Source organism: Thainema salinarum CENA647 (genome assembly GCF_057732415.1).
Map to the genome: position 1 here is coordinate 5,265,195 of NZ_JBYJZJ010000022.1, position 21,119 is coordinate 5,286,313.

Genomic DNA, 21,119 nt, shown 5'->3' on the forward strand with positions numbered 1-21,119 from the left:
ACCAGACTTGATATTAGTAGTGATCAAACTGATGGCGGGAGGACAATTCTTTGTGCCAGGCCCAGTTGCTTTAAGCCCACAATTACCCACCACGTCATATCAATTTCCCACCATTTCCAGCCTGCTTTTGCCACGTTGGGATAAGCATGATGGTTGTTGTGCCAGCCTTCTCCATAGGTGAGAAGTGCTGCCCACCAGAGGTTTCGAGAATTATCGTCCGAGTCGTGGCTGCGGTAGCCCGTGATGTGGCTGGCAGAGTTGATCAGCCACGTGCTGTGCCAGAGTAAGACGGCTCTTACAAACAGTCCATAAATCACAAATGACCACCCCCCAAGCAGGTATAACCCAACTCCAAGCGGGATTTGCAGCAGCAGGTAGTAGCGATCGAGCCAACGGTAGAACGCATCTTTCGCTAGATCGAGTGCAAATTGGCGATTCGATTCGTACTCAAAAAACTCTGGGCGCTTGTAAAGCAGCCAACCCATGTGGCTCCACCAAAATCCTCGTTTTGCAGAGTAAGGATCTTTGTCAATGTCTTCCGTGTACGTGTGATGCCGACGATGCCCTGCAACCCAAAAAATCGGCCCTCCTTGTAATGCTAGAGCACCCACTAGTGCGATCGCATATTCCAGCCCCTTAGGAACACGCAAACTGCGATGCGTAAGTAGCCGATGATATCCCAGACAAATGCCAATACTGCCAAATAGCCAGTGCAGTAAAAGGGCGACTCCCAGTGCTGACCAAGAGAAAAACCAGGGAGCGAGTAAAGCGAGAGCGTGAACTGCCGCAAAAAACGTAAAGCTGATCCAGTTGAACGCGAATGGCTGATCAAGTTTGCGGTCAGCGTCAACAATATTGAAAGTCATGCAAATTCCGTTGAGTACACCTTAACTGTAGTTGGGCATCTTGCTGCTGGTGTCTGTCTACAGTTGTGGGTACTTGTACGATCGAGGTTGAGAAATATAACCATCGCTACTTTGGTTGAGCCATTTACGAAATCTAACGTTTGAACGTTTGAACGTTTTTAGAGTCTTCCAACGTCCTAACCAACGTAGCTACAGCTATACATACAAATAAGCGCATCTAAAAAAAGGAGACCCAACGGTATAACCCATCAGAACTCCTTAGCAATGCGAAAAAGACGTTGTAGCCTATGTTGTAAACAGATGCACCCGATTGAAACTTAAAAATCTAGAGAATCTTATATCAGGTCTGCGTATAAGAACCCAATTTATTTTTTGTGAAACGTTTGCTCCGCAAACGTTTCACAAAAAATAAATGATGGGTTTTCAACCAGACTTAATATTAGCCCCCAGCAACTGCTGGTACGATGCTGACTTCGTCGCCTTCGTTTAGTGCTGTATTTTTACCGTCTAGGAAGCGAATATCTTCGCTGTTGACGTAGAAGTTGACGAACCGACGCAGTTCACCTTCTTCGTTGCACAGGCGCTCTTTGATGCCAGGGCAAGACTGATTCAGCGCATCTAGCAGCTCAGAGATGTTGCCGCCATCGCACTCAATCGTGGCTTGATTGTTGGTGAACTTTTGCAGAGGGGTTGGAATGAGAACTTTGACAGCCATTGTTTACCAGATGAGTAGAAAATACAAATTACAAGGGTTTACAAATTAGACAGACGTTTGCTGCCACTCTAGGCGATCCAATGTGCGTGCCCGCTCTAGGGCGTGCTCAAAGCTTTCCAGCTTGGGCTCGATGGTCAGTGGCTCGCCCACGTAGCCTTGAACCGCTTCCTGGGTCTTGAGACCGTTACCTGTGATATAGGCAACGGTGGTTTCGTCCGGATCAATCTTGCCAGCTTCAACCAGCTTCTTAAGTACGGCGATTGTCGTACCACCAGCGGTTTCGGTGAAGATGCCTTCCGTCTCGGCCAGCAGCTTCATACCCTCAATGATTTCAGCATCGGTGACGGACTCAATGTTGCCGTTGGTTTTGTTCGCAATGTCAACTGCGTAAACCCCATCTGCCGGATTACCGATCGCAATCGACTTGGCAATTGTATTGGGCTTCACCGGAGTGATAAAGTCACGGCCTTCCTTGAACGCTTGTGCAATGGGGGAGCAGCCTTCAGCTTGGGCACCGCTGAAGCGGACAGGCTTGCCTTCCACCAAACCGAGTTGGGTGAATTCGTTGAAGCCTTTGTAGATCTTGCCAAACAGAGAGCCAGAGGCCAGTGGCGCAACGATGTGGTCAGGCAGTTTCCAGCCAAGCTGCTCAATCACTTCGTACCCGAGGGTTTTGGAACCTTCGGAGTAGTAGGGACGCAGGTTGATGTTGACGAAGCCCCAGCCGTGGGTGTTGGCAACTTCGGAGCAGAGGCGATTGACCTGGTCGTAGTTGCCCTTAACCGCCATCAGCGTAGGGTTGTAAATCAGCGTACCCAGTACCTTACCCGCTTCCAAATCAGAGGGGATGAAGACGCAGCAGTCTAGCCCAGCATGAGCTGCGATCGCAGCTGTGGAGTTGGCCAAGTTACCTGTACTGGCACAGGATACCGTGGAGAAACCCAGTTCACGAGCGCGGGTCAAGGCCACCGATACCACCCGATCCTTGAAGCTGAGGGTCGGCATATTAACAGCGTCATTCTTGATATAAAGCTCTTTGAGACCGAGCTGACGTGCCAACCGATTCGCTTTGAGCAGCGGCGTCATCCCCGTACCGACATCAATGGGGTCATCAGTCGCAACGGGCAGCAGCTCTTTATAGCGCCAGATGGAATTTGGCCCCCGCTCAATGGATTCACGAGTCACGCGGCGGCGAATCTCATCGTAGTCGTAGGTGACTTCCAGTGGGCCAAAGCAGAACTCGCAAACATTGGTCGCTTTCGGTTCATACTCAGCGCCGCACTCTTTACAGCGCAGGGCCGTAAACGTGGGCTTCCGAGTTTGAGTGGACTGGGTGGGAAGGGTATCGCTTAGCTGAGTCATGATTTCTTCGCTTCAATTCAACAACGTCTCTATCGCAAGTTGGATGAGGGTTTTAGAACGCCCTTTACCCAACGTTCACAAAGCGTATCACGGGGTGCAAAATTGTCGCAAACATACCCGACTAAATTAGTCGGGTATTGGGAAAGCACCCAATGTCAAGGGTTTCGGTCAATCTGCACAGATGAATAGGCTAAACCCGACAATTTTTTTGAACAATTTCTGACAATAATTTTGAAAAATTGAGCGGCTGCGGGCGGTTTGCTGTTGAGTTTCATCGCTCGCGATCAGCCGATAGAAAGAGCCTCAAGGCTCTACGAACCGATATCAGCTATTTCGGCCTGTTGCTGCTGTTGTTCAAGATGCTGTTCTCGCATCAGCAAAAACAGCGGTAGGCCCAAGGAAACGCCGACTACCGCAGTGCTTAAAATTGGTAACCACAATGTTTTCATGCCCAAACGGCGGCCTTCGTAGCCAATAAAGCTAAGGAGGACAATGGCTGAAACCAGGACATCTAGCCAAGCAAAGGCACTGATGCGAAGCTGTGACGCTTCCTGAATCAGCAACGGAATATCGAGGCCATGTGTGAGTAGCCACGGGATAAATTGCCAGTAGGGCAACACGCTGCCCAGCACACATAGAACACCGTAAACGTACTTCATAAGTGATTTGGAGCAAGCCATGCCAATACAGTCTGCATGGTTCTCCAATCATTATTGTCTTTAAGGACAATACAGAGTGTCGCGGGTATTACGTCCGGTGACTGGGTTGGTGCCTTTAGCGGTTTTACAGAGCAAATTGATGGCATCTTGACGCAGAAATGTATCGGTAAAGTCTGCGCCATCAACAATTGCGCCATCAAACTGCGCATTGAATGCGTAGGCTCCTTCGAGGATGGCGTTCGTTAGGTTGGCTTTAGTAAAATTGGCTGTGTCGAGGGTGGCGAAGCTCAGGTTAGCTCCTTCCAAATTGGCCAGTTCAAAATGCGCTCCGAACAGGCTAACGCCCATGAAATTAGTGTTGCTCAGGTTGCTTTCCCGCAGGTTGGCCTTGGTAAAGCTGGAATCCGTAAAGTCGCGGTTGGATAAATCTGCTTTGATTAAATCGCGCTTATCAAAGTCTTCAGCATGAGCAGGGAGGGCTAAACCCAAGGTCAATACCACAATGGCTAGCAGCGCTATAGCTTGCTTTAGTCTGCTAAGGAGTCGCGATCGCAGCGACTTCTGTTGAACGGAAAACCCAACTGTTCGGCTCATAGGAGACATCAATCAGAGAAACGATGCAGTCAATTGCAAATTTTGTCCATTTTTTATCCTACCGGATTGACTGCACGCTCAGGCGTGATTTGGTATAACAGACGTCAATCGTCAGTATGTTGCAGTTGTAAATTCAACCCACCCCGCCCTCCGGGCATCCCTCCAGGAACGGGATCAAAATGCTATGTTTGTTGCCAATTATCCCGAACTAACGTTAGGAAGAGTGCGATCGCAACCACTCCAAACCTAAAAAGAGAGCAGAAACCGTTCCCGCAACCCGGATTCCTCCTTGCACAACGTGGGTCATGACTTCACTGAGCGGCACGAGAACAATTTCAATATCTTCGGTTTCATCAAGTTGCTGATCTGTGGTTGGTTTGGCGTTTTGAGCCAGAAAGAGATGAATTCGGTTGGTATCTTTAACTGGATTATCATACAAAACCGATAGGGGAATTAGTGCTTCGGCTCCGTATCCCGTCTCTTCCTGTAGTTCGCGCTGGGCCGCAACCTGAGGCTGTTCCTGTGTCGGATCAAACGTGCCAGCTGGCAGTTCGAGCAGGATATCTTGAATGCCGTGGCGATATTGGCGCACCATGACGACTTCGTGCTGAGAGGTGATTGGCAGCACAAGCGCTACATCTTTACGAACATGCACAAAGTAATCATCCACAACCCGACCGTTGGGCAGCGCCACCACATCCTGCCGTACTCGACACCAGGGATGATCGAGTGCCCAATGAGAACGAAGAATTTGCCATTTTTGCGGTTGATTCATGTGCAGATGGGATGGGTGCTAGTGCGGAAGGAAATAGAATTTCTTGACTCCTCTCGCTTCTCGCCTTGCTTTTTGAGTGCTGAGAATACAGGAAATTCCTGCTTGTATCATGACAAGAAAAATGTAGGACAAGCAATGCTTATCCTACATTTCATTCATCTCTTAGGTTCTCTACAGCACAAATTGAACTAGACACGATGAAAAAATAAATGGAATTAGCTGTTTAGTTTAGCTATCCAAATTTTCATCACGGGCATCCTCAAATCGATCGGTGAGTCCGTTTAAGGTTTCGAGCCGCTCTTGCTCAAAGCGATCCGTTAAGCTGTTTAATGTTTGCAGTCGTTCTTGCTTAAAGCGGTCGTTCAAACCCTTATTTAAGGTGTCTTCTCGCGGGAGTAGGTCACCTTCTACAGAGAAAAACATCTCTGAGGTGAGAGCCTGCCGTTGAGGTAAGCACAACGATGCGCTAAAACCTGCGGCACCCGCTCAGCGTTCCAGGCAGCGCCAGGGATCTTCGTGCGTTGGTTAATTTGCTTCACCCAGGACTCAACATCCCCCGAGCCAATCGGCCACCCTTCTTCTTGGTAGTAACGATAATTGGGGATGCGGTCACGATGCCGCTCTAGATAGCCACAGAAGCGACGTGCTGCTTCCGACTCGCTCACCTCAAACACATTCATAGCAGCGTCTACTTGTCCCTGCCAAAGAAAGCTGCGAGCGGTTTCGAGTGCTTCTGGAGTGGCTTGGACTTGATGCAAATTTTCCATCAGGTGAAACCAATCGAGGATTTCGTGACGTTGGTGGTCGTTGCCAATCTGGGCATAGATGCCCCAAACCCCATCATGACCATCGCCCAGGCAGTCCACTATCGGGGCTAAGGGGAGGTCATTTGCCCACTCAATCAGGTGTTCGTTGTCTTTGAACCAGGCCATGCCCTGATGCTGCTCACCCAAATTCAAGGCTTTATATTCGCGCCACTCAGCCGCTTCCCCCAGCGGCGTGCGCAAGCGAATCATGCCGCCATCCAGGCTCATTTGCTCAACCGGGACCTCACTCGTGGGCAGCTCGAAGTCATGGCGCGCCTCCAACCGCTGCTGCGTTTTCGCACTCACCCGTCGTCCCGTTTGCACCTCTACTTCAATCGCCGCTTGGGCATAAGAAACAATTGCGCTTTGGCGCAGACAGCACAGCTCTAAATAAGGGCTGACCTGTTGTCGGGGACGGACACCGAGTTGTTTGGCCTGTTCACTACTGAGGGATAACCGGCCCAGAATGCTCTCTAGTTGGCGGGGATATCCTTCGTCGGTGCCGGTAACGGTTTGGCAAAAAACTCCCCAATGACTGGCGTGACGTGTTCTTGCACTTGAGCGCGCACCGTTGATTCGATGGCTCCCAAATTTGCCATCGGCTGGTTTTGCTCACAGGCTTCCTGGTACAGTAGTTCCGCGATGCGTTGACTGCACTGTAAGAGTTCTTGGTGTTCCGCTGGCGTCATTAGAGCACCCTCAAAATATCGCTACAGTCTTACTCTAATTTTTCTCTCAAGAAAGTGACCTGCTCCCCTTCTCGCTCAACCTCAAATCGATCAGTCAAGCTGTTCAATGTTTGAAGCCGCTCTCGCTCAAACCGCTCGTTTAGCTGAGTTTGAGTTGATAGCTCACCAGCAAAAGCAGCGGGGGCAATAGCTACAGTTGCGATCGCAATTGTAGAAAAGCTAACGAAAAGGCGTTTCATTGTCATAATCTCCATAGGGGGCAAATGGTTTACGTAATTGCTACGTAACGATAATTTGAGCGCTGTGCCAAAATTATTTCAGGGCAATTGAAAGGAACTTTGGCTTAGTTGTTGAACCCAAAACGATTAGCTTCGTCTTAGTTCACAAAAGCGTTTCAAATAATCTTCATTTAATATCTCCTATCGCCTGCTCTTTAGCAGGGCTGATTTATTGATGAGAGAAAAAAGATAATGAGATAGGTAACCATTTTTGCACAACAACTAAACCATGAGCCTCATCAGCCATCTCAAGCAAATTCCAGACTTTCGAACTCAACCGCGATATCCCCTGTGGGTCGTGCTGCTTTTGATCATCATGGCAACGATGAGTGGGTGCTTGGGTTACCGAGCGATTGAAGATTTCGTCGAACGGCATCAAACGGTGTTGCTGGACTGTTTAGAGCTGCCTCACACCCGACTGCCCGCCTACTCAACGATCCGCAAGGTGATCGTGCGAACCAACTTTGAACACCTGAGTCAAGCCTTCAATGACTGGGCAACAACGGCATTTGCGCCCCAAACCGGAGAACAACTGGCCACCGATGGCAAGAGTATCAAGGCAACCGTCACAGACTATGACCAAAGTTATCAAGACTTCGTCAGTGTCGTCTCTGCCTTCAGTGTGCAACAAGGGGTCGTGGTTGGACTCCAATCGATGCGAAACCAACAGCAAAGTGAGATTGTCACCGTGCAGACCTTGTTAGATGTCTTGCAATTCAAAGGAGTTTGCTTCAGTTTTGATGCGTTGCACACTCAAAAAAACGGTTGAGCAGATTATTGCCAGTGGCAATGACTACCTGATGGCCGTCAAGCCGAACCAACCTAAGCTGTTTGAGCATCTGCGAACCCAGTTTGAGCAATCGTTACCCACCAGTTCAGATTGCCAAGTTGAACGAACGCGTGAGCGCCAAACAAGTCGTACCGTCAGTGTTTTGGAATCAGTCGCAGGGATAGACCCCGGTTGGGTTGGAGTCGAGCGCATGGTTCGAGTCGAACGAGTCGGAACTCGTGACAACCAGCCTTACACTCAGACCATGTTCTACATCAGTTCACTCCCGTTGGATGCCGTAGGCTTTGCTCAGCACATTCGCTCTCATTGGCACATTGAGAATCGATTGCATTGGCCAAAGGATGTCGTGCTTCATGAAGATCACGCCCCTTTGTGTGATGGTCATGCACCGACCAATTTTGCGATTGTGCGAACGATTGCGGTCAATCTGTTTCGCCAAGCCGGATTTGCCTCCATCACCAAGGGACTGCGGCATTTAGCCCACGATATCCCCCGTCTATTTTCCTTTTTTCAATAAATCAGCCCTGCCTGCTCTTTAGGGGTGATGCAGATAGAAATAATCTGTAAATTTGGTCACTTAAAGCGAGTGATTTAAGTTGAGTTTAAAAGTGATGAAAATAGCTGTAATCATTGATCGAAATCAATCGAATGATTGACTGCTATCAATTCTTGAAGTGATCGATTTCAATGTATCAGGTGCCAGGGATCACGGTATCTGTACAGCATCGCCTAGTGAAGCATTTAGGAGGGCTTGAGCATTGCCGCCGTTAACGGCGATTTCAACCCAGCCGTGGCTGCCAATCAGCGCCAGAACCTCTCCTGGCTGGACTTCTCCATAGGTTTGGTGGCTTTGAATGGTATGGTCTCGAATCGCCAACGTCCACTCTCGTCCCATCACCGCTGAACCGGGAATCGTCGTGATTAAGTTGCCGAACCGATCAATCGACTGAATGCAGCCCGTTATCCCGTCATCAGTGGTTGAGTAATCCATGCCCTCCAGCCGAATCAGCGTCTGCGGATCAATTGCTTGTCCCAGTTCCGCGATCGCAACTCCACTGGCTAAGTACGCTGCAACGGGGGCAAAAATGTCGCGGCCATGAAAAGTTGAACTGGGATTAGCATCGCGCCAGTATTGGGGATTGGTCAGTTCTACAGCTGCGATCGCAGTTTCTTGATCCAACACCCCGCTCAGCACACCATTATCGGGGGCAACCCAGTATCCCCGTTCAAACTGCACGGCCACGGCCCGACGAGTCCCGCCCACGCCCGGATCAACCACGATGACATGCACGGTTCCATCCGGAAAATACGCATAGGCCGACATCAGGGCAAATCGCGCTAGGGTAATATTCTGGGGCGGAATGTCGTGGGTGAGGTCGATGGTGCGCAGGGCGGGATTGATCTGAGCGATCACGCCTTTCATCACGCCGACGTAGGGGTCTTGCAGGCCAAAGTCCGTCAGTAGGGTTATCAGTGGATTAGTCATGGAAGTTCAGTCGAGCACGCTTTATATCGTTGGTACACCGATTGGCAACCTGGAAGATATGACCTTTCGGGCGATTCAGGTGTTGCAGCAGGTGGATGTGATTGCCGCCGAGGATACGCGGCACACGGGCAAGCTCTTGCAGCATTTTCAAGTCACCACGCCCCAGATTAGCTACCACGACCACAACCGCGCCAGCCGCACACCGGAATTAGTGGATCGGATTCAGCAGGGAGCTGCGATCGCACTGGTCACTGATGCCGGAATGCCCGGTATTTCCGATCCAGGATACGACCTGGTGAAAGCCTGTGTGGAAGCCAATCTCAGCGTTGTGCCGATTCCCGGTGTGAGCGCTGTGATTACCGGACTCAGCGCTTGCGGATTGCCCACGGATCGATTTGTATTTGAAGGATTTTTGCCCGCTAAAGGTCAGGAGCGGCGAGATCGGCTAGATGCGATCGCAGTTGAATCGCGCACGATTGTTCTCTACGAATCCCCCCATCGACTCAAGCAAACGCTGACGGATCTGGCTGAAACCCTGGACGCAGATCGACCGATCACCCTGGCGCGGGAGCTGACCAAACTGCACGAAGAATTTTGGCGCGGCTCTCTCCAATCCGCCCTCGATCACGTCGAACAGCAGCAGCCCCAAGGCGAATACACCGTCATCATCCAAGGCACGACCCAGTCGGAACCGCTGTTATCCGAGTCAGCCCTGAAAGCGGAACTTCAGGATTTAATTCAGCAGGGATTATCGCGATCGCAAGCTAGTCGTCAATTGGCCCAGCGTACCTCCCTATCCCGCCGCCAAATCTATCAACTGGCTTTAGCAATTCCTGATTGATACTCAGGTTGATACACGATCGGCTGCGTCCCGTTCGGCATGTACAGCGGATGACGCGGCTGACCCGATTTATTGAGGGCGAGACAGTACAGGTTTTGAATACTCTGCTGCTGAAGTAGATCAAGGACAGTGCGATCGCGATTCATCAACGTGCCCCAATTTCCCCAAGCAAGAATCACCTGCTCCGCCATTTGTGCCGCTTGCAGCAAATACTGATCATTTTCCGTTCCTACGGGATCGCTGACCGTTTTCAACCCCGTCGGCACCGTTGTCCGATAGGCGAACAAGTTGACAATCTCCAGCGAACCATATCCCCACGCCTGCGCTAAGCCAATACAGCGGCGAATTGTCGGGTCATCCTGCTGATGATCGGCAGTACTGGGATTGAGCATCAAAAACGCGATCGCAGGTGCTGCTCCGTCCCACCACCGAGTGAGGGAATAGCGATACTGCCCAGTTGGATCAAATGTTGCGGCTCTCTTCATGCCAAGCACGCTGTGTGGTAGGTGTTCAAAACATTGCCAAGAAAGAGATATCAAGAGATATCAAACGAATTCTCGATTTGCCTGACCCTTCACGTTTTATTGCGTTTGCTCAAACGGTAAACCTGCTGGTTCATCAGGTAAGTCTTCGATCGAAGGAGCCGATTCTGGCTCTTCCGTTGGCGTCACCGCATCATCGAGATTAATGGGGACATCCTCAGCGATATCTTCCTCCAGTTCTCGTAGGATCGCTGGAGCTTCCGGTGTATCGGGGTCAAAAATGGCAGTTAAGGCTTGATTCAACGTTTCGGCCATTGCAATACGGTTGCCGTAGGCCACAATCACGCGAGCCAGCGTCGGCAGTTGGTTTTGCTCCGCTTGTAGATACAGCGGTTCCACATACAACAGCGATCGCTCCATCGGGATGACCAGCAAATTCCCCTGAATAGCGCGAGAACCTTGCCGATTCCAGAGAGAAATTTGTTGTGAAATGATTGGATCTTGGTTGATCCGCGCTTCGATCTGCTCAGGGCCAAAGACCAGCTCCTGTTTCGGGAACCGATAGAGCAGCAGCTTGCCGTAGTTGTCCAAATCGCTGCGGGCAGCCAGCCAAGCAATCAGATTATTCCGCTCGGCTGGCGTATAGGGACGGAAAAGAATAAACTCGGCAGCTTCTTCATTGGGTAAGTTCAAAATCAGGTAGTACGGCTCTACCTGCTGCGCTTCGTTGGCATAAATCTCATTGGGTGCCCGCCACTGATCTTCACGGTTGTAATAAACCTGCGGATCGGTCATGTGATAGGTCATCAGTTGATCCGACTGGACGTTGTAAAAGTCTTGGGGATAGCGGATGTGGATGCGCAGCGGGCGGGGCATCTCATCCAGCGAACGAAACATACCCGGAAACACTTTGCTCCAGGTTTGAATAATCGGATCGCTAGGGTCGGCCACATAGAACGTAGGCGTGCCGTGGTAGGCATCAATCACGACTTTGACGGAGTTGCGGATATAGTTGAAGTCGTCGCCATATAGTTCTGAGTAAGGATAGCGATCGCTAGTGGTGTAGGCATCAATGATCCAGTACAGATAGTTTTCGGTATCCGTTCCTGACTCGCCTTTAATGGCCCGTTCCGCTGCATCCATATCCATTTTTTGATTTGGATTTGCCGTTACCAGATAGGGATCATTGTCGTAGCGCAGGAAGGGCGCAATCGTTTTCACCCGCTCCTCAATGTTGCGACGAAACAGCAGCTTAGTTTGCGGCATAAAGTCCTGAGTGAGCAGCATCCGCCAATCCCACAGATAGTCAGCATACAAAAAACGCCGCCAGAATGAACCAATGTTAATCCCACCGTTGCCGCTGTAGGTGTTGTAGACGTTGTCACTGCCGCTGGGATAGTCGAGTTCGCGCACTTCTGTCTGAGTCATGACATAGGTGTTGGTCAGTTCACCGTAGTAAATGCGGGGATCACCAATCGGAATGCTTTGAGCGATCAGCTCGCTGCTGGGAATTTGGTCAATGCCGCGAATGAAATAGTCAGGTAACCCACTGGGGCCAGCCGTGTTGACCGGACTCATGGTGAAACCGTAGCCGTGGGTATAAATCAGGTGTTCATTCACCCAGGTTTTTGCTTCGTCGGGCACCTGCTCATAGTTCAGCTCGCGGGCAGCAATCAGTACCTGACGCAGGGCGGCATCATCATCAGATGTCAAAATCGGGTAGCGGTCGATGTCTGCATCGAGAAATTCATAGTAGAGACGAATCTCTTGGAGCTGGCGGTTGGTTTCTAGCAGCGGGCGCGTGTCCCAGAGGCGAATGTTGTTGATCGTGAGCGGATTTTCCTGGAGATCTTCGTAGGTCAGACTGGTTTCAGGAATAAAAACTTCGTCTTCGATACTATCGAGCGCAAACGCATCGCGGGTCAGGGCAATCGTGCGCTCAATATACGGACGTTCCAGTTCCAGCTCATTCGGTTCCACCACTACCCGCTGAAACAGGGCCGGTATCAGTAATCCCCCCACAATCGCAATCAGCAAATAGAAGCTCAAACCATACATAACGGGTTTGGCAGATTCCGGCTCGCGCGGCATCGCTGGTAGAGATAGTTTGCGATCGCGGATCACTTTGGCAAACCACCGCCCCACCGATTGAATCGGCAAACCCCAGAAAATCGCTCGCCATAGGAGAGCAAACGCAATCGCCAGTGCCAGAAAACTCAGCACCGTATTCACAGGCAACTGGGCGTTTACATCGGTATAACTTGCGCCAAACGTCACGCCACGGGGCGAATACATCAGCTCATACCGTCCCAGCCAGTGACCCAGTGCGATCGCAGCCAGCAATCCGCTACCGTTGGCGCACAGGTGGCGCTGCTGAGTCAAAGTCAAACCAGGGAAATAGCCCTGGCTGAGGCTGTTGCCAGAGGTAAAGTAGGTAAAGGCAACGACAACCAAGCTGAACGAAAACAGACCAATCCACCAAAATTCCAAGAGCTGCCAAATAGGCAACCGAAAGATATAAAAGCCAATGTCGCGATAGAACAGCGGATCAACCTGCTCAAAGGACGTGGGACGCAGAAACGGCAGCACCTTCATCCACTGCTCGGAAATCACTAAGCCAAAGCCCAGGCTCATCAGCACGGCAGCAATCAAGCTAACAAAGTGAGTGTGGAGAATCAGTGCGATCGCAAACCCAATCACGATCAGGCCAACCCACCAAGCGGAAGCTGTTAGCCCCTGTCCGATCTCCCAAATCGCCTGGGGTCGAAATTGAATCGGTAGTTCATTCGTGGTGCTATACAGCGTCAGCTTCGGTCGCCAATACTCTGCTGACACCTGTATTTGATAAACCAGCATGACGCTTATCAGCACGGCAAGGCCGATGGCAATCGGCAGTAGCGATCGCAGCCGCCAACCCCGCACCATCATTTCCGGCTGAAGATATTTCTCGGGCAGATCTTTGTAGCACCAGCGGTTAGCAAAGTGGAGATTCCCAACCAGCCAAATGGCACTCAAGCCAAAGGTAAACAGCCCCAGCACAATCTGCGTCAGCAGCCGCAGTTCAAAGACAAACAGGTAGCCAACTTCGTTAAACCACAGCCCCTCGGCCAGCAGATAGACCACAATGTTGATACCCAGCAGCCCCCCAATAATCAGCGTGAACCACTGCCAAAAATGGCGACGAATCGAATGGGACAGGGCTTTAGTCAGCATAGGAACGGGGGACGGATGAAAATCGGTAATCCTATTCTAAGAGCAAGCCTTCTTGAGACTGAATTTTCAAGGAGAGGAAAATCGCGAAAATAGTGGAAGGCGTTCAACTCGGCGGCGCAGTGAAAGTATTAGCCGGAGCCAAAATCATCCGTCCCGTTACGATTGGTGATTATGCTGTCATTGGGGCGAATGCGGTTGTCCTTGAAGATGTGCCACCTAGATTAACAGCGGTTGGCATACCTGCAAGAATTATTCCAAATCGATCCCAGCAGCTTGATTAATTCACATCCTGTTTCAAAATTATCTATTCAAGCTGTTTTAGAGGATTAGCGATCGCATTCTGCCTCGATTGGCATATTCTCAGACAAACTCACTTGAGAGAAATAGCTGAACCAGATCTGATTTTCCTCAAAGTTAGTTTTGCTTAGATCAACATTGAGAAAATAAGTGCCTCTGAGGTCGGCATCGCGTAGATTAACGCCTCGCAAGTCAACATTATTGAGTTTGGCTCCCCTTAAATCAGCACCCTGTAGGTCGGCATTACTCATGATGATGTTGTTCAAACTCGCACCTCTCAAATCAGCACCTCGCAGGTTAGCACCGCAAAGATTGACGTTATCTAACGTTGCATTGTTGAGATTGGCATAACCAAGAGCAACGCTGGTCAAATCAGCCCGGCTGATGCACACGTGACTCAAATCGACTCCACTGAGATTTGTGCCATGCAGATTAGCGCCTGCCAGCTTGGCATTGCTGAGCTTCGCGAGACTCAAATCAGCATCACTGAAATTTGTATCGCAGAGATTTGCCCCTCGAAGATTGGCCCGAAAACAACGAGTCCCCTTAAAATTAGCTCCCTGCAAGTTGACATCGTGAAAGTCAATCCCGCTGAGTCTAGCCCCGCTGAAATCAATCTCTTGCAGGTCAATATCAGTGTTAACTGTATTTTGCGCTCGCCACTGATTCCAAACGACCACGCCCTGTTGCAAAATCATCAGAATGGCCTGGGTGCCATCTGGGGCGGAATTAGCGTCGCCTTTTTCATCGGCACCAGGATCGGATTGATGACAACGTGAGTCGTTTGACTTTTTGCCTCTGAGGAATTCAGTCCATGTTAAGAGAAGAGAACTGGCCATGGCTTTACATCCTGGGGGTAGGTGGACTTATAACTACTTCGACAGATTTATTTGACAAATTCCCCAAGATCAGGCATGTTTTCATCGAAAGTTTATTCAACCGGATGCCAGCATAAAGCTTTTACACTCAATCACTGATGCCAAACTGATGCCAAACTGATGCCAACAAAACTTTAAATGCAATAACGTTGGCTGGATGACTCACCGCACTTAGCACCGCTAAACCCTTAATTCCACGGGCAATCTAACTAACTGTAGGCTGCAAGCTTGGCGGCTGTGGTCATAACGCTACCCACCTAAAGCACAGCTCTTTAAACACCAAAATTCTGGAGGATGTTAACGTTTCGCTCCTCCAGAATGGGTCAGATTTATTCAATTCACGAAACGCGATCGCACATGATCGTCGCTAGGTAAGGACAGGTTTGACGGATTATTCTTTATACTGTGTCTCAAACAAATCGAACCAATTGTTTAGTGGCCAACCTGTCCCTACAACAAGACCTGGCTACTATTTCAGTATCGGAATTGCACCAGCGATTACATCAAACTGCTGACCAACGTGTTGACTGATGGTTGCGGCCAAACCTTGGGTAAACGGCAGGCTGTCAATGCCCATTGCCAGACAGAGCAGCATCATGTAAAAAATCGAGTACTTAAACAGCGACTTCGCCAAATCGCGATCGCAGGGTGTTTGCAACAGCGCCCAAGCTTTGCGAATAAAGATCCAGCCGAGCGCGATCGCAGCCGCAGCGTAAAACGCACCGGAGACACCCAGCGGATACACCAGTAGTAGTGTCGTCGGGACGAGCACCAGCGTGTAGGCCATAATCTGCTGGGCAGTGGCCTTATCGCCGACGACCACGGGCAGCATCGGCACGTTCACCTTAGCATAGTCATCCTGAATCACCATGGCCAAACCCCAGAAGTGGGGCGGCGTCCAGATAAACACAATCGCAAATAGCAGCCACGCGGCCCAGCTCAGTTCACCCGTGACAGCAGCCCAGCCGACGAGGGGAGGAATGGCTCCAGCCGCACCGCCGATTACAATATTCTGTGGCGATGATCGCTTCAGCCACCAGGTGTAAACGCCGACATAGACAGCCAAACCTGCCATGGCCAGACAAGCGCTGAGCAGATTGGCAAAAACGGTCAGCAAACTGAAGGACGCGATCGCAAGTACGGCAGCAAAAATGGCGGCTTCCCAGGGCTGAACTCGACCGGAGGGTAACGGACGATGCCGGGTGCGCTCCATGTCGTAGTCAATGTCGCTGTCGTAGATGCAGTTAATGGTTTGGGCAGATGCGGTGGCCAGTGCGCCTCCGGTTAGGACGACCACCAGCAGCCAAAAATCAACCTGTCCGGAGGAAGCAATCCATACACTAGCAGCGGTTTCAATCAGCAGCAGGGGAATAATGCGCGGCTTGGTCAATTGCACATAGTCGCGGAGCGTCTGTCGCCATTGCCGCGAATGTTGGGCAACCGTTGTGGTCCAAGTGGTCGAATCATGCATTCTGAAAAAAATCCTTTATTACGATGCGTTGGAGATCGGCGAGGGGGCTAACTGAACCGACATGGGTTCCGTGCCTGTGGGGACTGGAATGCGGCATTTAGCAACGGCGCGATCGCGAATTGCCAAGGTGGTGAAGCACACCAGCGTTCCCAGCAGCGTGGCACCGCCCATTTGGTGAGCAATAGTAAGCAGCTCAATCTGTAGGTGCAGATAGAGGGTGGAAACACCTAGTCCAATTTGAACCATCAGGCAAAGTCCAGCCAGATGTGCCAGCCGTCGTAGCCCCACTGACAGCGCCGGAGTTCGTCTAGCCAAAATAATCAGCGCAATGGTTGCCAGCGTCGGCGGCGCAACTCCCATGATGTGACTGCGCAGAATCGTGCAGAGCTGATCCCCAGCTAGACACTGGTGTACCGACCAGCGGGAGGCGACTAAACCACCCAGTAAACTTTGGGCATAAACCAGCAGCGCCGCCGCTAAGCTCCACCAGGGCAGTTGTCCGGTGGTTCCCGTCGCTTGGTAGGGCACCAGCGCACAGCCAATTACCAGGAGCGTTGAGAAGAAGAGTAAGGCAGTACCGAGGTGCGCTGTCACGATGTCGAATCGCAGCAGTTCCGTCACGGTCAGACCACCTAGCAGTCCCTGCACCAGGATCAGTGCCAGCGACAGACCCGCCGCCCAAGGCAGCCAGTGGGGCAACACGCGCCGATACCAGAGGGTGATCCCCAGCAGCACGATGGTCGCTAGGCCAATTAGTGAGGCATCCAGCCGATGGAACCATTCCAGAAAAACTTGCAGGTTCATCTGCTGACCGGGGAATAGGGTGCCGTAGCACAGCGGCCAGTCGGGACAGGCTAAGCCCGCATTCATGACGCGGGTGGCGCTGCCAATGGCCATCAGAATCAGAGTTGCGATCGCAATTTTCCAAATCAGCCAGCGCACCCACTTTAGTGGAGCGTTCTCGGTTGCAGCATCGGTTGCAATCACTGAGGTATTGGAATTGGCAGATGTGGAAGCCTGAGCGCTGGCAGACTTCTGCGTCGCCGGATGACGGGTTGAATTCGGAGGAGGAGAGAAATCAGTCATCGAATCATCTCTTGCGGTTATCAAACGTCAAGATGCAGATATATAGCGCTTCTTGCGCTAGTGAAAGGGAGTTATTTTTTGGCAGTCTCGCTGTGCGAGACTGCCAAAAAATAACTCGTATCTCAGTAGCCTAAGAAAGGCTATAAACGTCGGTTTGGATCGGTACGGATCAAGAAACGGCTTTACAAAACGTTGCGTGGACTGAGCCATGACTGCTGAGCAAGCCGATATCCTGAATGAGGACGCAAGACGGACTAAAAATTCCACAGTTGTAGCCTGTTCGCTACTAATCTAATGAGACAAACCAAGAATGAATGCAGGTTTTAGGCTTTTCTTTGGATTGTGGCTAGTAATTGCCTAAACTGCCTAAACAACTGTTACAACTCTGTGAACGAGATGCGATCGCAACAGAACTTTATACAGTGCTTTCATCCAGAGCTACTCTAACGCAACGAAATGGCAATCATCCCGCTAGCCTCAGTAGGGATAACCATCAGCACCTGTGAAGATATTAGCCGCAGGCTGTTTGAGTAAAAAAGGTAAAAATGATAAAGGCTAGTGTTCTTTAATACATTTCGCCACCCCAGACACTAGAACACGCCTACCTGATTAGAGCAAATGTTAACGGAAGCCAAAAAACTCCCCCCTTTTCGCTTCTATCTCGTTACCCTCAGAGTACTTGCCTGACCGATCGCTTTACTTGTTGCTTTGATTTGAAGTTTGATTTCGAACGTGATTCGCAAATTAGCAAACGTAACTCTGACGTAAATTGTGAAGAATATTCCAAGTTCCATTTTGACGATGCTGGCTGGCATCTTCATCACGCTAGTCAGCCTTTGGTACGGTCAAAACCACGGTTTGCTTCCAGTGGCGGCATCTGATGAAGCAGAAATGATCGATACTCTCTTCAACGCGATGATGACCATTTCTGTTGGACTAGTCATCTTTGTCGAAGGAGTCTTGATTGTGGCCGTTATTCGGTTTGGTCGCCGCAAGGGAGATCAGTCCGATGGCCCTCACATCGAGGGCAACATCCCCTTAGAAATTTTGTGGACGGCAATTCCCGCCGTGATTGTACTCGGCATCTCGGTCTACAGCTTTGAGATTTATTCCGAACTGGGCGGACTCAATACTGAAGAAGCCGAGCTGATCTCAGTACCTAAATCGGTAGAGGTAGCCTACATGCCAGATGGTGATGGGTTTACACCCGGCACCTTTGCGCCAGTCAAATCGCGAACCAAACTGGCCGCTTCCGGCATTGGCCCTCTGCCTGAGCATAAAGCTGATGTCGATCTAACAGTTGACGTGCAGGCGCTCCAGTTTGCATTTATCTTCAACTATCCGGCCACGGGCATCACGTCGGGTGAGCTACATGTGCCTGTCGATAGTGAAGTGCGTCTGGTAATGTCGGCTCAAGATGTCATCCATGCCTTCTGGGTGCCCGAACTCCGACTCAAGCAGGACATTATTCCAGGACAGGAAACAGAACTGACTTTTGTGCCTCGCCTGACAGGTAGCTATCCTATTGTTTGTGCTGAGCTTTGCGGTGCCTATCATGGCGGCATGAAAGCGCAACTGGTGGTGCATTCCGCTGAAGAGTATGACGCGTGGCTGCAATCTCAGATTGCCAGTTTACCCGATAGCGATCGCACATCGACCAACACCGAAATCGCCTCCAATAATTCGATAGAACGAAGCGATGCCGACTATCTCGCTCCACTTGCCAAAGCCCACCAGCTCCAGCTTGATGCAGATACAGTGGCTGAGCTACATGCGCATGTGATGAGTGGTGAGGAGTAAGTGGGGCGAGAGGAGTGAAGAGTGAGGCGTAAAAGCTGTAAAGGTCTGTAGGTTCGTAGGTTGGGTTTCGCAAGCTCAACCCAACAACTGTGATTAACAGCTAAAGGGACTGTTGGGTTTCGTTCCTCAACCCAACCTACATGACTTAACTCTCAATCCTCGTAATTCAGCTCTCAACATTTCCACCACCCGCCCCCCTTGCAGATTGAGATTTGCAGATAAGGATTAGATTTTTATGACTCAAACTGATTTACCGTCAAAGCCTGCGGCGGCTGAGCATTCAGCTCATCATGCCGAGCGCAAGTGGACGGATTATTTCACCTTCAATACCGACCACAAAGTCATTGGCATTCAGTATCTGGTGACGGGGTTCATCTTCTACATCGTGGGCGGTGTCTTTGCCACCATGATGCGGACAGAGCTAGCTACCCCTGCGCCAGATTTTGTCACGCCGGATGTTTATAACAATTTGCTGACGCTCCACGGCACGGTCATGCTGTTTCTGTGGATCGTGCCAGCCGGGGCGGGCTTGGCCAACTACCTGATCCCGCTGATGATCGGGGCCAATGATATGGCCTTCCCGAAGCTAAATGCGATCGCATTTTGGCTGATCCCACCGTCCGGTATTTTGCTGATTAGCAGCTTCTTTTATGACGCTGCCGCAGCAGGCTGGACATCCTATCCGCCTTTAAGTATCAAAAGCGGCTTGGTGGGCGAATTGATTTGGATCATGAGCGTTCTGGTGAGTGGAACCTCTTCGATTCTGGGTGCCATTAATTTCTTTGTCACCATCGTCAAAATGCGGGCACCCGGCATGACCTTTAATAAAATGCCGCTGTTCTGCTGGGCAATGTTGGCCACTTCCCTGCTGATTTTGATTGGCACCCCCGTACTAGCTGGAGCCTTAATTCTGCTGGCCTTCGATTTGGTTGCCCATACCGCCTTTTTTGATCCGGCGGGCGGCGGCAATCCAGTGGTGTACCAGCACATGTTCTGGTTCTATTCCCACCCAGCGGTCTATATCTTTATCCTGCCGCTGTTCGGTGCAATCTCCGAAGTGATTTCCGTTCATTCCCGTAAGCCAATTTTTGGCTATCGTGCGATCGCATATTCCAGCTTGGTGATTTCCTTCCTGGGCCTAATCGTCTGGGCGCACCACATGTTCACCAGCGGCACTCCTCCCTGGTTACGCATGTTCTTCATGATCACCACCATGACCATCGCCGTACCGACGGGGATCAAGATCTTTGGTTGGTTAGCAACGCTGTGGCGGGGCAATATTGCCTTCACCAGCGCCATGCTGTTTGCCATGGGTTTTATTGCTACCTTCGTAATTGGTGGAGTCACAGGCGTCATGCTGGCTGCTGTGCCGTTTGATATCCACGTCCACGACACCTACTTTGTGGTGGCCCACTTCCACTACGTTCTGTTTGGTGGTTCCGTGTTCGGGGTCTACATGGCGATTTACCACTGGTTCCCCAAAATGACAGGCCACATGATGAACGAGTTTTGGGGCAAAGTTCACTTTGCGCTCACCTTTGTTGGCATGAACCTCACGTTTATGCCGATGCATAAATTGGGACTGATGGGCATGAACCGCCGGATTGCGCTCTACGATCCCCAGTTCACCGACTTGAATATGATGGCGACCATTGGTTCCTATATCTTGGCGGTTTCAACGATCCCCTTTTTGCTCAATGCCATCTGGAGCTGGCGCTTTGGCTCGAAAGCTCCAGCTAATCCGTGGCGCGCACTCACCCTGGAGTGGCAGACCACTTCTCCGCCAGCCATTGAGAACTTTGAGGAAGTTCCGGTGCTGCAATCTGGCCCCTACGACTACGGCTTAGGCTACGATCCCCAACTCGATCCGCCTGAAGTCTATGAAGGCAAGCAGCCGGTTTTGAGAATGTCCTCCGCCTCCTAATTCCCCGGTAGGGTAGGCACTGCCCACCTTACTCCAGTTGTAGGTTGGGTTGAAGCATGAAACTCAACATTAGCTGAATGGGTGTCGAGCTTGCAAAAGCGTGCAAG

19 protein-coding genes and 1 pseudogene are annotated in these 21,119 nt (G+C 50.8%); 5 read left to right on the plus strand and 15 right to left on the minus strand.

Annotated elements, in window-relative coordinates; all coding sequences use genetic code 11:
* Nucleotides 1-23 precede the first annotated feature (23 nt).
* The 9 genes from AC286M_RS29785 to AC286M_RS29825 form a co-directional block, all read right to left on the minus strand.
* Nucleotides 24-866 (minus strand): acyl-CoA desaturase, encoded by an 843-nt coding sequence (locus AC286M_RS29785; RefSeq protein WP_488207837.1) that lies wholly within the window; start codon nucleotides 864-866, stop codon nucleotides 24-26.
* Nucleotides 867-1,305: 439 nt separating this feature from the next.
* On the minus strand, nucleotides 1,306-1,581 hold the full coding sequence (locus tag AC286M_RS29790) for a MoaD/ThiS family protein (protein WP_488207838.1): 276 nt from the start codon (nucleotides 1,579-1,581) through the stop codon (nucleotides 1,306-1,308).
* 45 nt (nucleotides 1,582-1,626) lie between these two features.
* Nucleotides 1,627-2,943: a threonine synthase gene (gene thrC / locus AC286M_RS29795; protein ID WP_488207839.1), complete on the minus strand. Its 1,317-nt coding sequence runs from the start codon at nucleotides 2,941-2,943 to the stop codon at nucleotides 1,627-1,629.
* A 311-nt stretch (nucleotides 2,944-3,254) separates the two neighbouring features.
* Nucleotides 3,255-3,602, minus strand: coding sequence for a DUF2834 domain-containing protein (locus tag AC286M_RS29800; RefSeq protein WP_488207840.1), 348 nt, complete (start codon nucleotides 3,600-3,602; stop codon nucleotides 3,255-3,257).
* Between the two features lie 60 nt (nucleotides 3,603-3,662).
* The gene (locus AC286M_RS29805; RefSeq protein ID WP_488207841.1) at nucleotides 3,663-4,196 is read right to left on the minus strand and encodes a pentapeptide repeat-containing protein; all 534 of its coding nucleotides are present in this window, start codon (nucleotides 4,194-4,196) and stop codon (nucleotides 3,663-3,665) included.
* Between the two features lie 214 nt (nucleotides 4,197-4,410).
* Nucleotides 4,411-4,971, minus strand: coding sequence for an NUDIX hydrolase (locus AC286M_RS29810; protein WP_488207842.1), 561 nt, complete (start codon nucleotides 4,969-4,971; stop codon nucleotides 4,411-4,413).
* 228 nt (nucleotides 4,972-5,199) lie between these two features.
* On the minus strand, nucleotides 5,200-5,394 hold the full coding sequence (locus AC286M_RS29815; protein ID WP_488207843.1) for a hypothetical protein: 195 nt from the start codon (nucleotides 5,392-5,394) through the stop codon (nucleotides 5,200-5,202).
* Nucleotides 5,379-6,466 (minus strand): ISKra4 family transposase gene (locus AC286M_RS29820; protein ID WP_488202786.1). Its coding sequence is split into 2 segments (ribosomal slippage): nucleotides 5,379-6,295 and nucleotides 6,295-6,466, totalling 1,089 coding nucleotides; the frame shifts between segments, so codons are not numbered across the junction. Before AC286M_RS29820 ends, AC286M_RS29815 begins: the two co-directional genes overlap by 16 nt.
* A 29-nt stretch (nucleotides 6,467-6,495) precedes the next feature.
* The gene (locus AC286M_RS29825; RefSeq protein WP_488207844.1) at nucleotides 6,496-6,705 is read right to left on the minus strand and encodes a hypothetical protein; all 210 of its coding nucleotides are present in this window, start codon (nucleotides 6,703-6,705) and stop codon (nucleotides 6,496-6,498) included.
* Nucleotides 6,706-6,973: 268 nt separating this feature from the next.
* Between AC286M_RS29825 and AC286M_RS29830 the strand changes: the two are divergent.
* Nucleotides 6,974-8,051: pseudogene (locus AC286M_RS29830) on the plus strand (ISAs1 family transposase).
* 189 nt (nucleotides 8,052-8,240) lie between these two features.
* On the opposite strand, the gene AC286M_RS29835 reads toward AC286M_RS29830, so the two are convergent.
* A complete protein-coding gene (locus tag AC286M_RS29835) occupies nucleotides 8,241-9,020 on the minus strand; it encodes an SAM hydrolase/SAM-dependent halogenase family protein (protein WP_488207845.1) in 780 nt (259 codons plus the stop codon).
* Here AC286M_RS29835 and rsmI point away from each other — a divergent pair.
* The gene (gene rsmI / locus AC286M_RS29840) at nucleotides 9,019-9,861 is read left to right on the plus strand and encodes a 16S rRNA (cytidine(1402)-2'-O)-methyltransferase (RefSeq protein ID WP_488207846.1); all 843 of its coding nucleotides are present in this window, start codon (nucleotides 9,019-9,021) and stop codon (nucleotides 9,859-9,861) included. The two genes, AC286M_RS29835 and rsmI, sit on opposite strands and share 2 nt — an antisense overlap.
* Here the strand turns inward: rsmI and AC286M_RS29845 are convergent.
* Both AC286M_RS29845 and AC286M_RS29850 read right to left on the minus strand, forming a co-directional pair.
* On the minus strand, nucleotides 9,834-10,346 hold the full coding sequence (locus AC286M_RS29845; protein WP_488207847.1) for a DUF1643 domain-containing protein: 513 nt from the start codon (nucleotides 10,344-10,346) through the stop codon (nucleotides 9,834-9,836). The genes rsmI and AC286M_RS29845 overlap by 28 nt on opposite strands.
* Before the next feature lie 96 nt (nucleotides 10,347-10,442).
* The gene (locus AC286M_RS29850; RefSeq protein WP_488207848.1) at nucleotides 10,443-13,556 is read right to left on the minus strand and encodes a UPF0182 family protein; all 3,114 of its coding nucleotides are present in this window, start codon (nucleotides 13,554-13,556) and stop codon (nucleotides 10,443-10,445) included.
* Between the two features lie 92 nt (nucleotides 13,557-13,648).
* On the opposite strand from AC286M_RS29850, the gene AC286M_RS29855 reads away from it, so the two are divergent.
* Nucleotides 13,649-13,837: a hypothetical protein gene (locus AC286M_RS29855; RefSeq protein ID WP_488207849.1), complete on the plus strand. Its 189-nt coding sequence runs from the start codon at nucleotides 13,649-13,651 to the stop codon at nucleotides 13,835-13,837.
* Nucleotides 13,838-13,882: 45 nt separating this feature from the next.
* Here AC286M_RS29855 and AC286M_RS29860 read toward each other — a convergent pair whose 3' ends face one another.
* From AC286M_RS29860 to AC286M_RS29870, 3 genes are all read right to left on the minus strand, one after another.
* Nucleotides 13,883-14,692, minus strand: a complete 810-nt coding sequence (locus AC286M_RS29860) for a pentapeptide repeat-containing protein (protein WP_488207850.1) — start codon at nucleotides 14,690-14,692, stop codon at nucleotides 13,883-13,885.
* A 508-nt stretch (nucleotides 14,693-15,200) separates the two neighbouring features.
* Nucleotides 15,201-16,202, minus strand: coding sequence for a heme o synthase (locus AC286M_RS29865; protein WP_488207851.1), 1,002 nt, complete (start codon nucleotides 16,200-16,202; stop codon nucleotides 15,201-15,203).
* Between the two features lie 18 nt (nucleotides 16,203-16,220).
* A complete protein-coding gene (locus tag AC286M_RS29870; RefSeq protein WP_488207852.1) occupies nucleotides 16,221-17,288 on the minus strand; it encodes a COX15/CtaA family protein in 1,068 nt (355 codons plus the stop codon).
* Between the two features lie 771 nt (nucleotides 17,289-18,059).
* Here AC286M_RS29870 and AC286M_RS29875 point away from each other — a divergent pair.
* A complete protein-coding gene (locus AC286M_RS29875; protein ID WP_488207853.1) occupies nucleotides 18,060-19,088 on the plus strand; it encodes a cytochrome c oxidase subunit II in 1,029 nt (342 codons plus the stop codon).
* 235 nt (nucleotides 19,089-19,323) lie between these two features.
* A complete protein-coding gene (gene ctaD / locus AC286M_RS29880; protein ID WP_488207854.1) occupies nucleotides 19,324-21,012 on the plus strand; it encodes a cytochrome c oxidase subunit I in 1,689 nt (562 codons plus the stop codon).
* The last annotated feature ends 107 nt before the right edge of the window (nucleotides 21,013-21,119 follow it).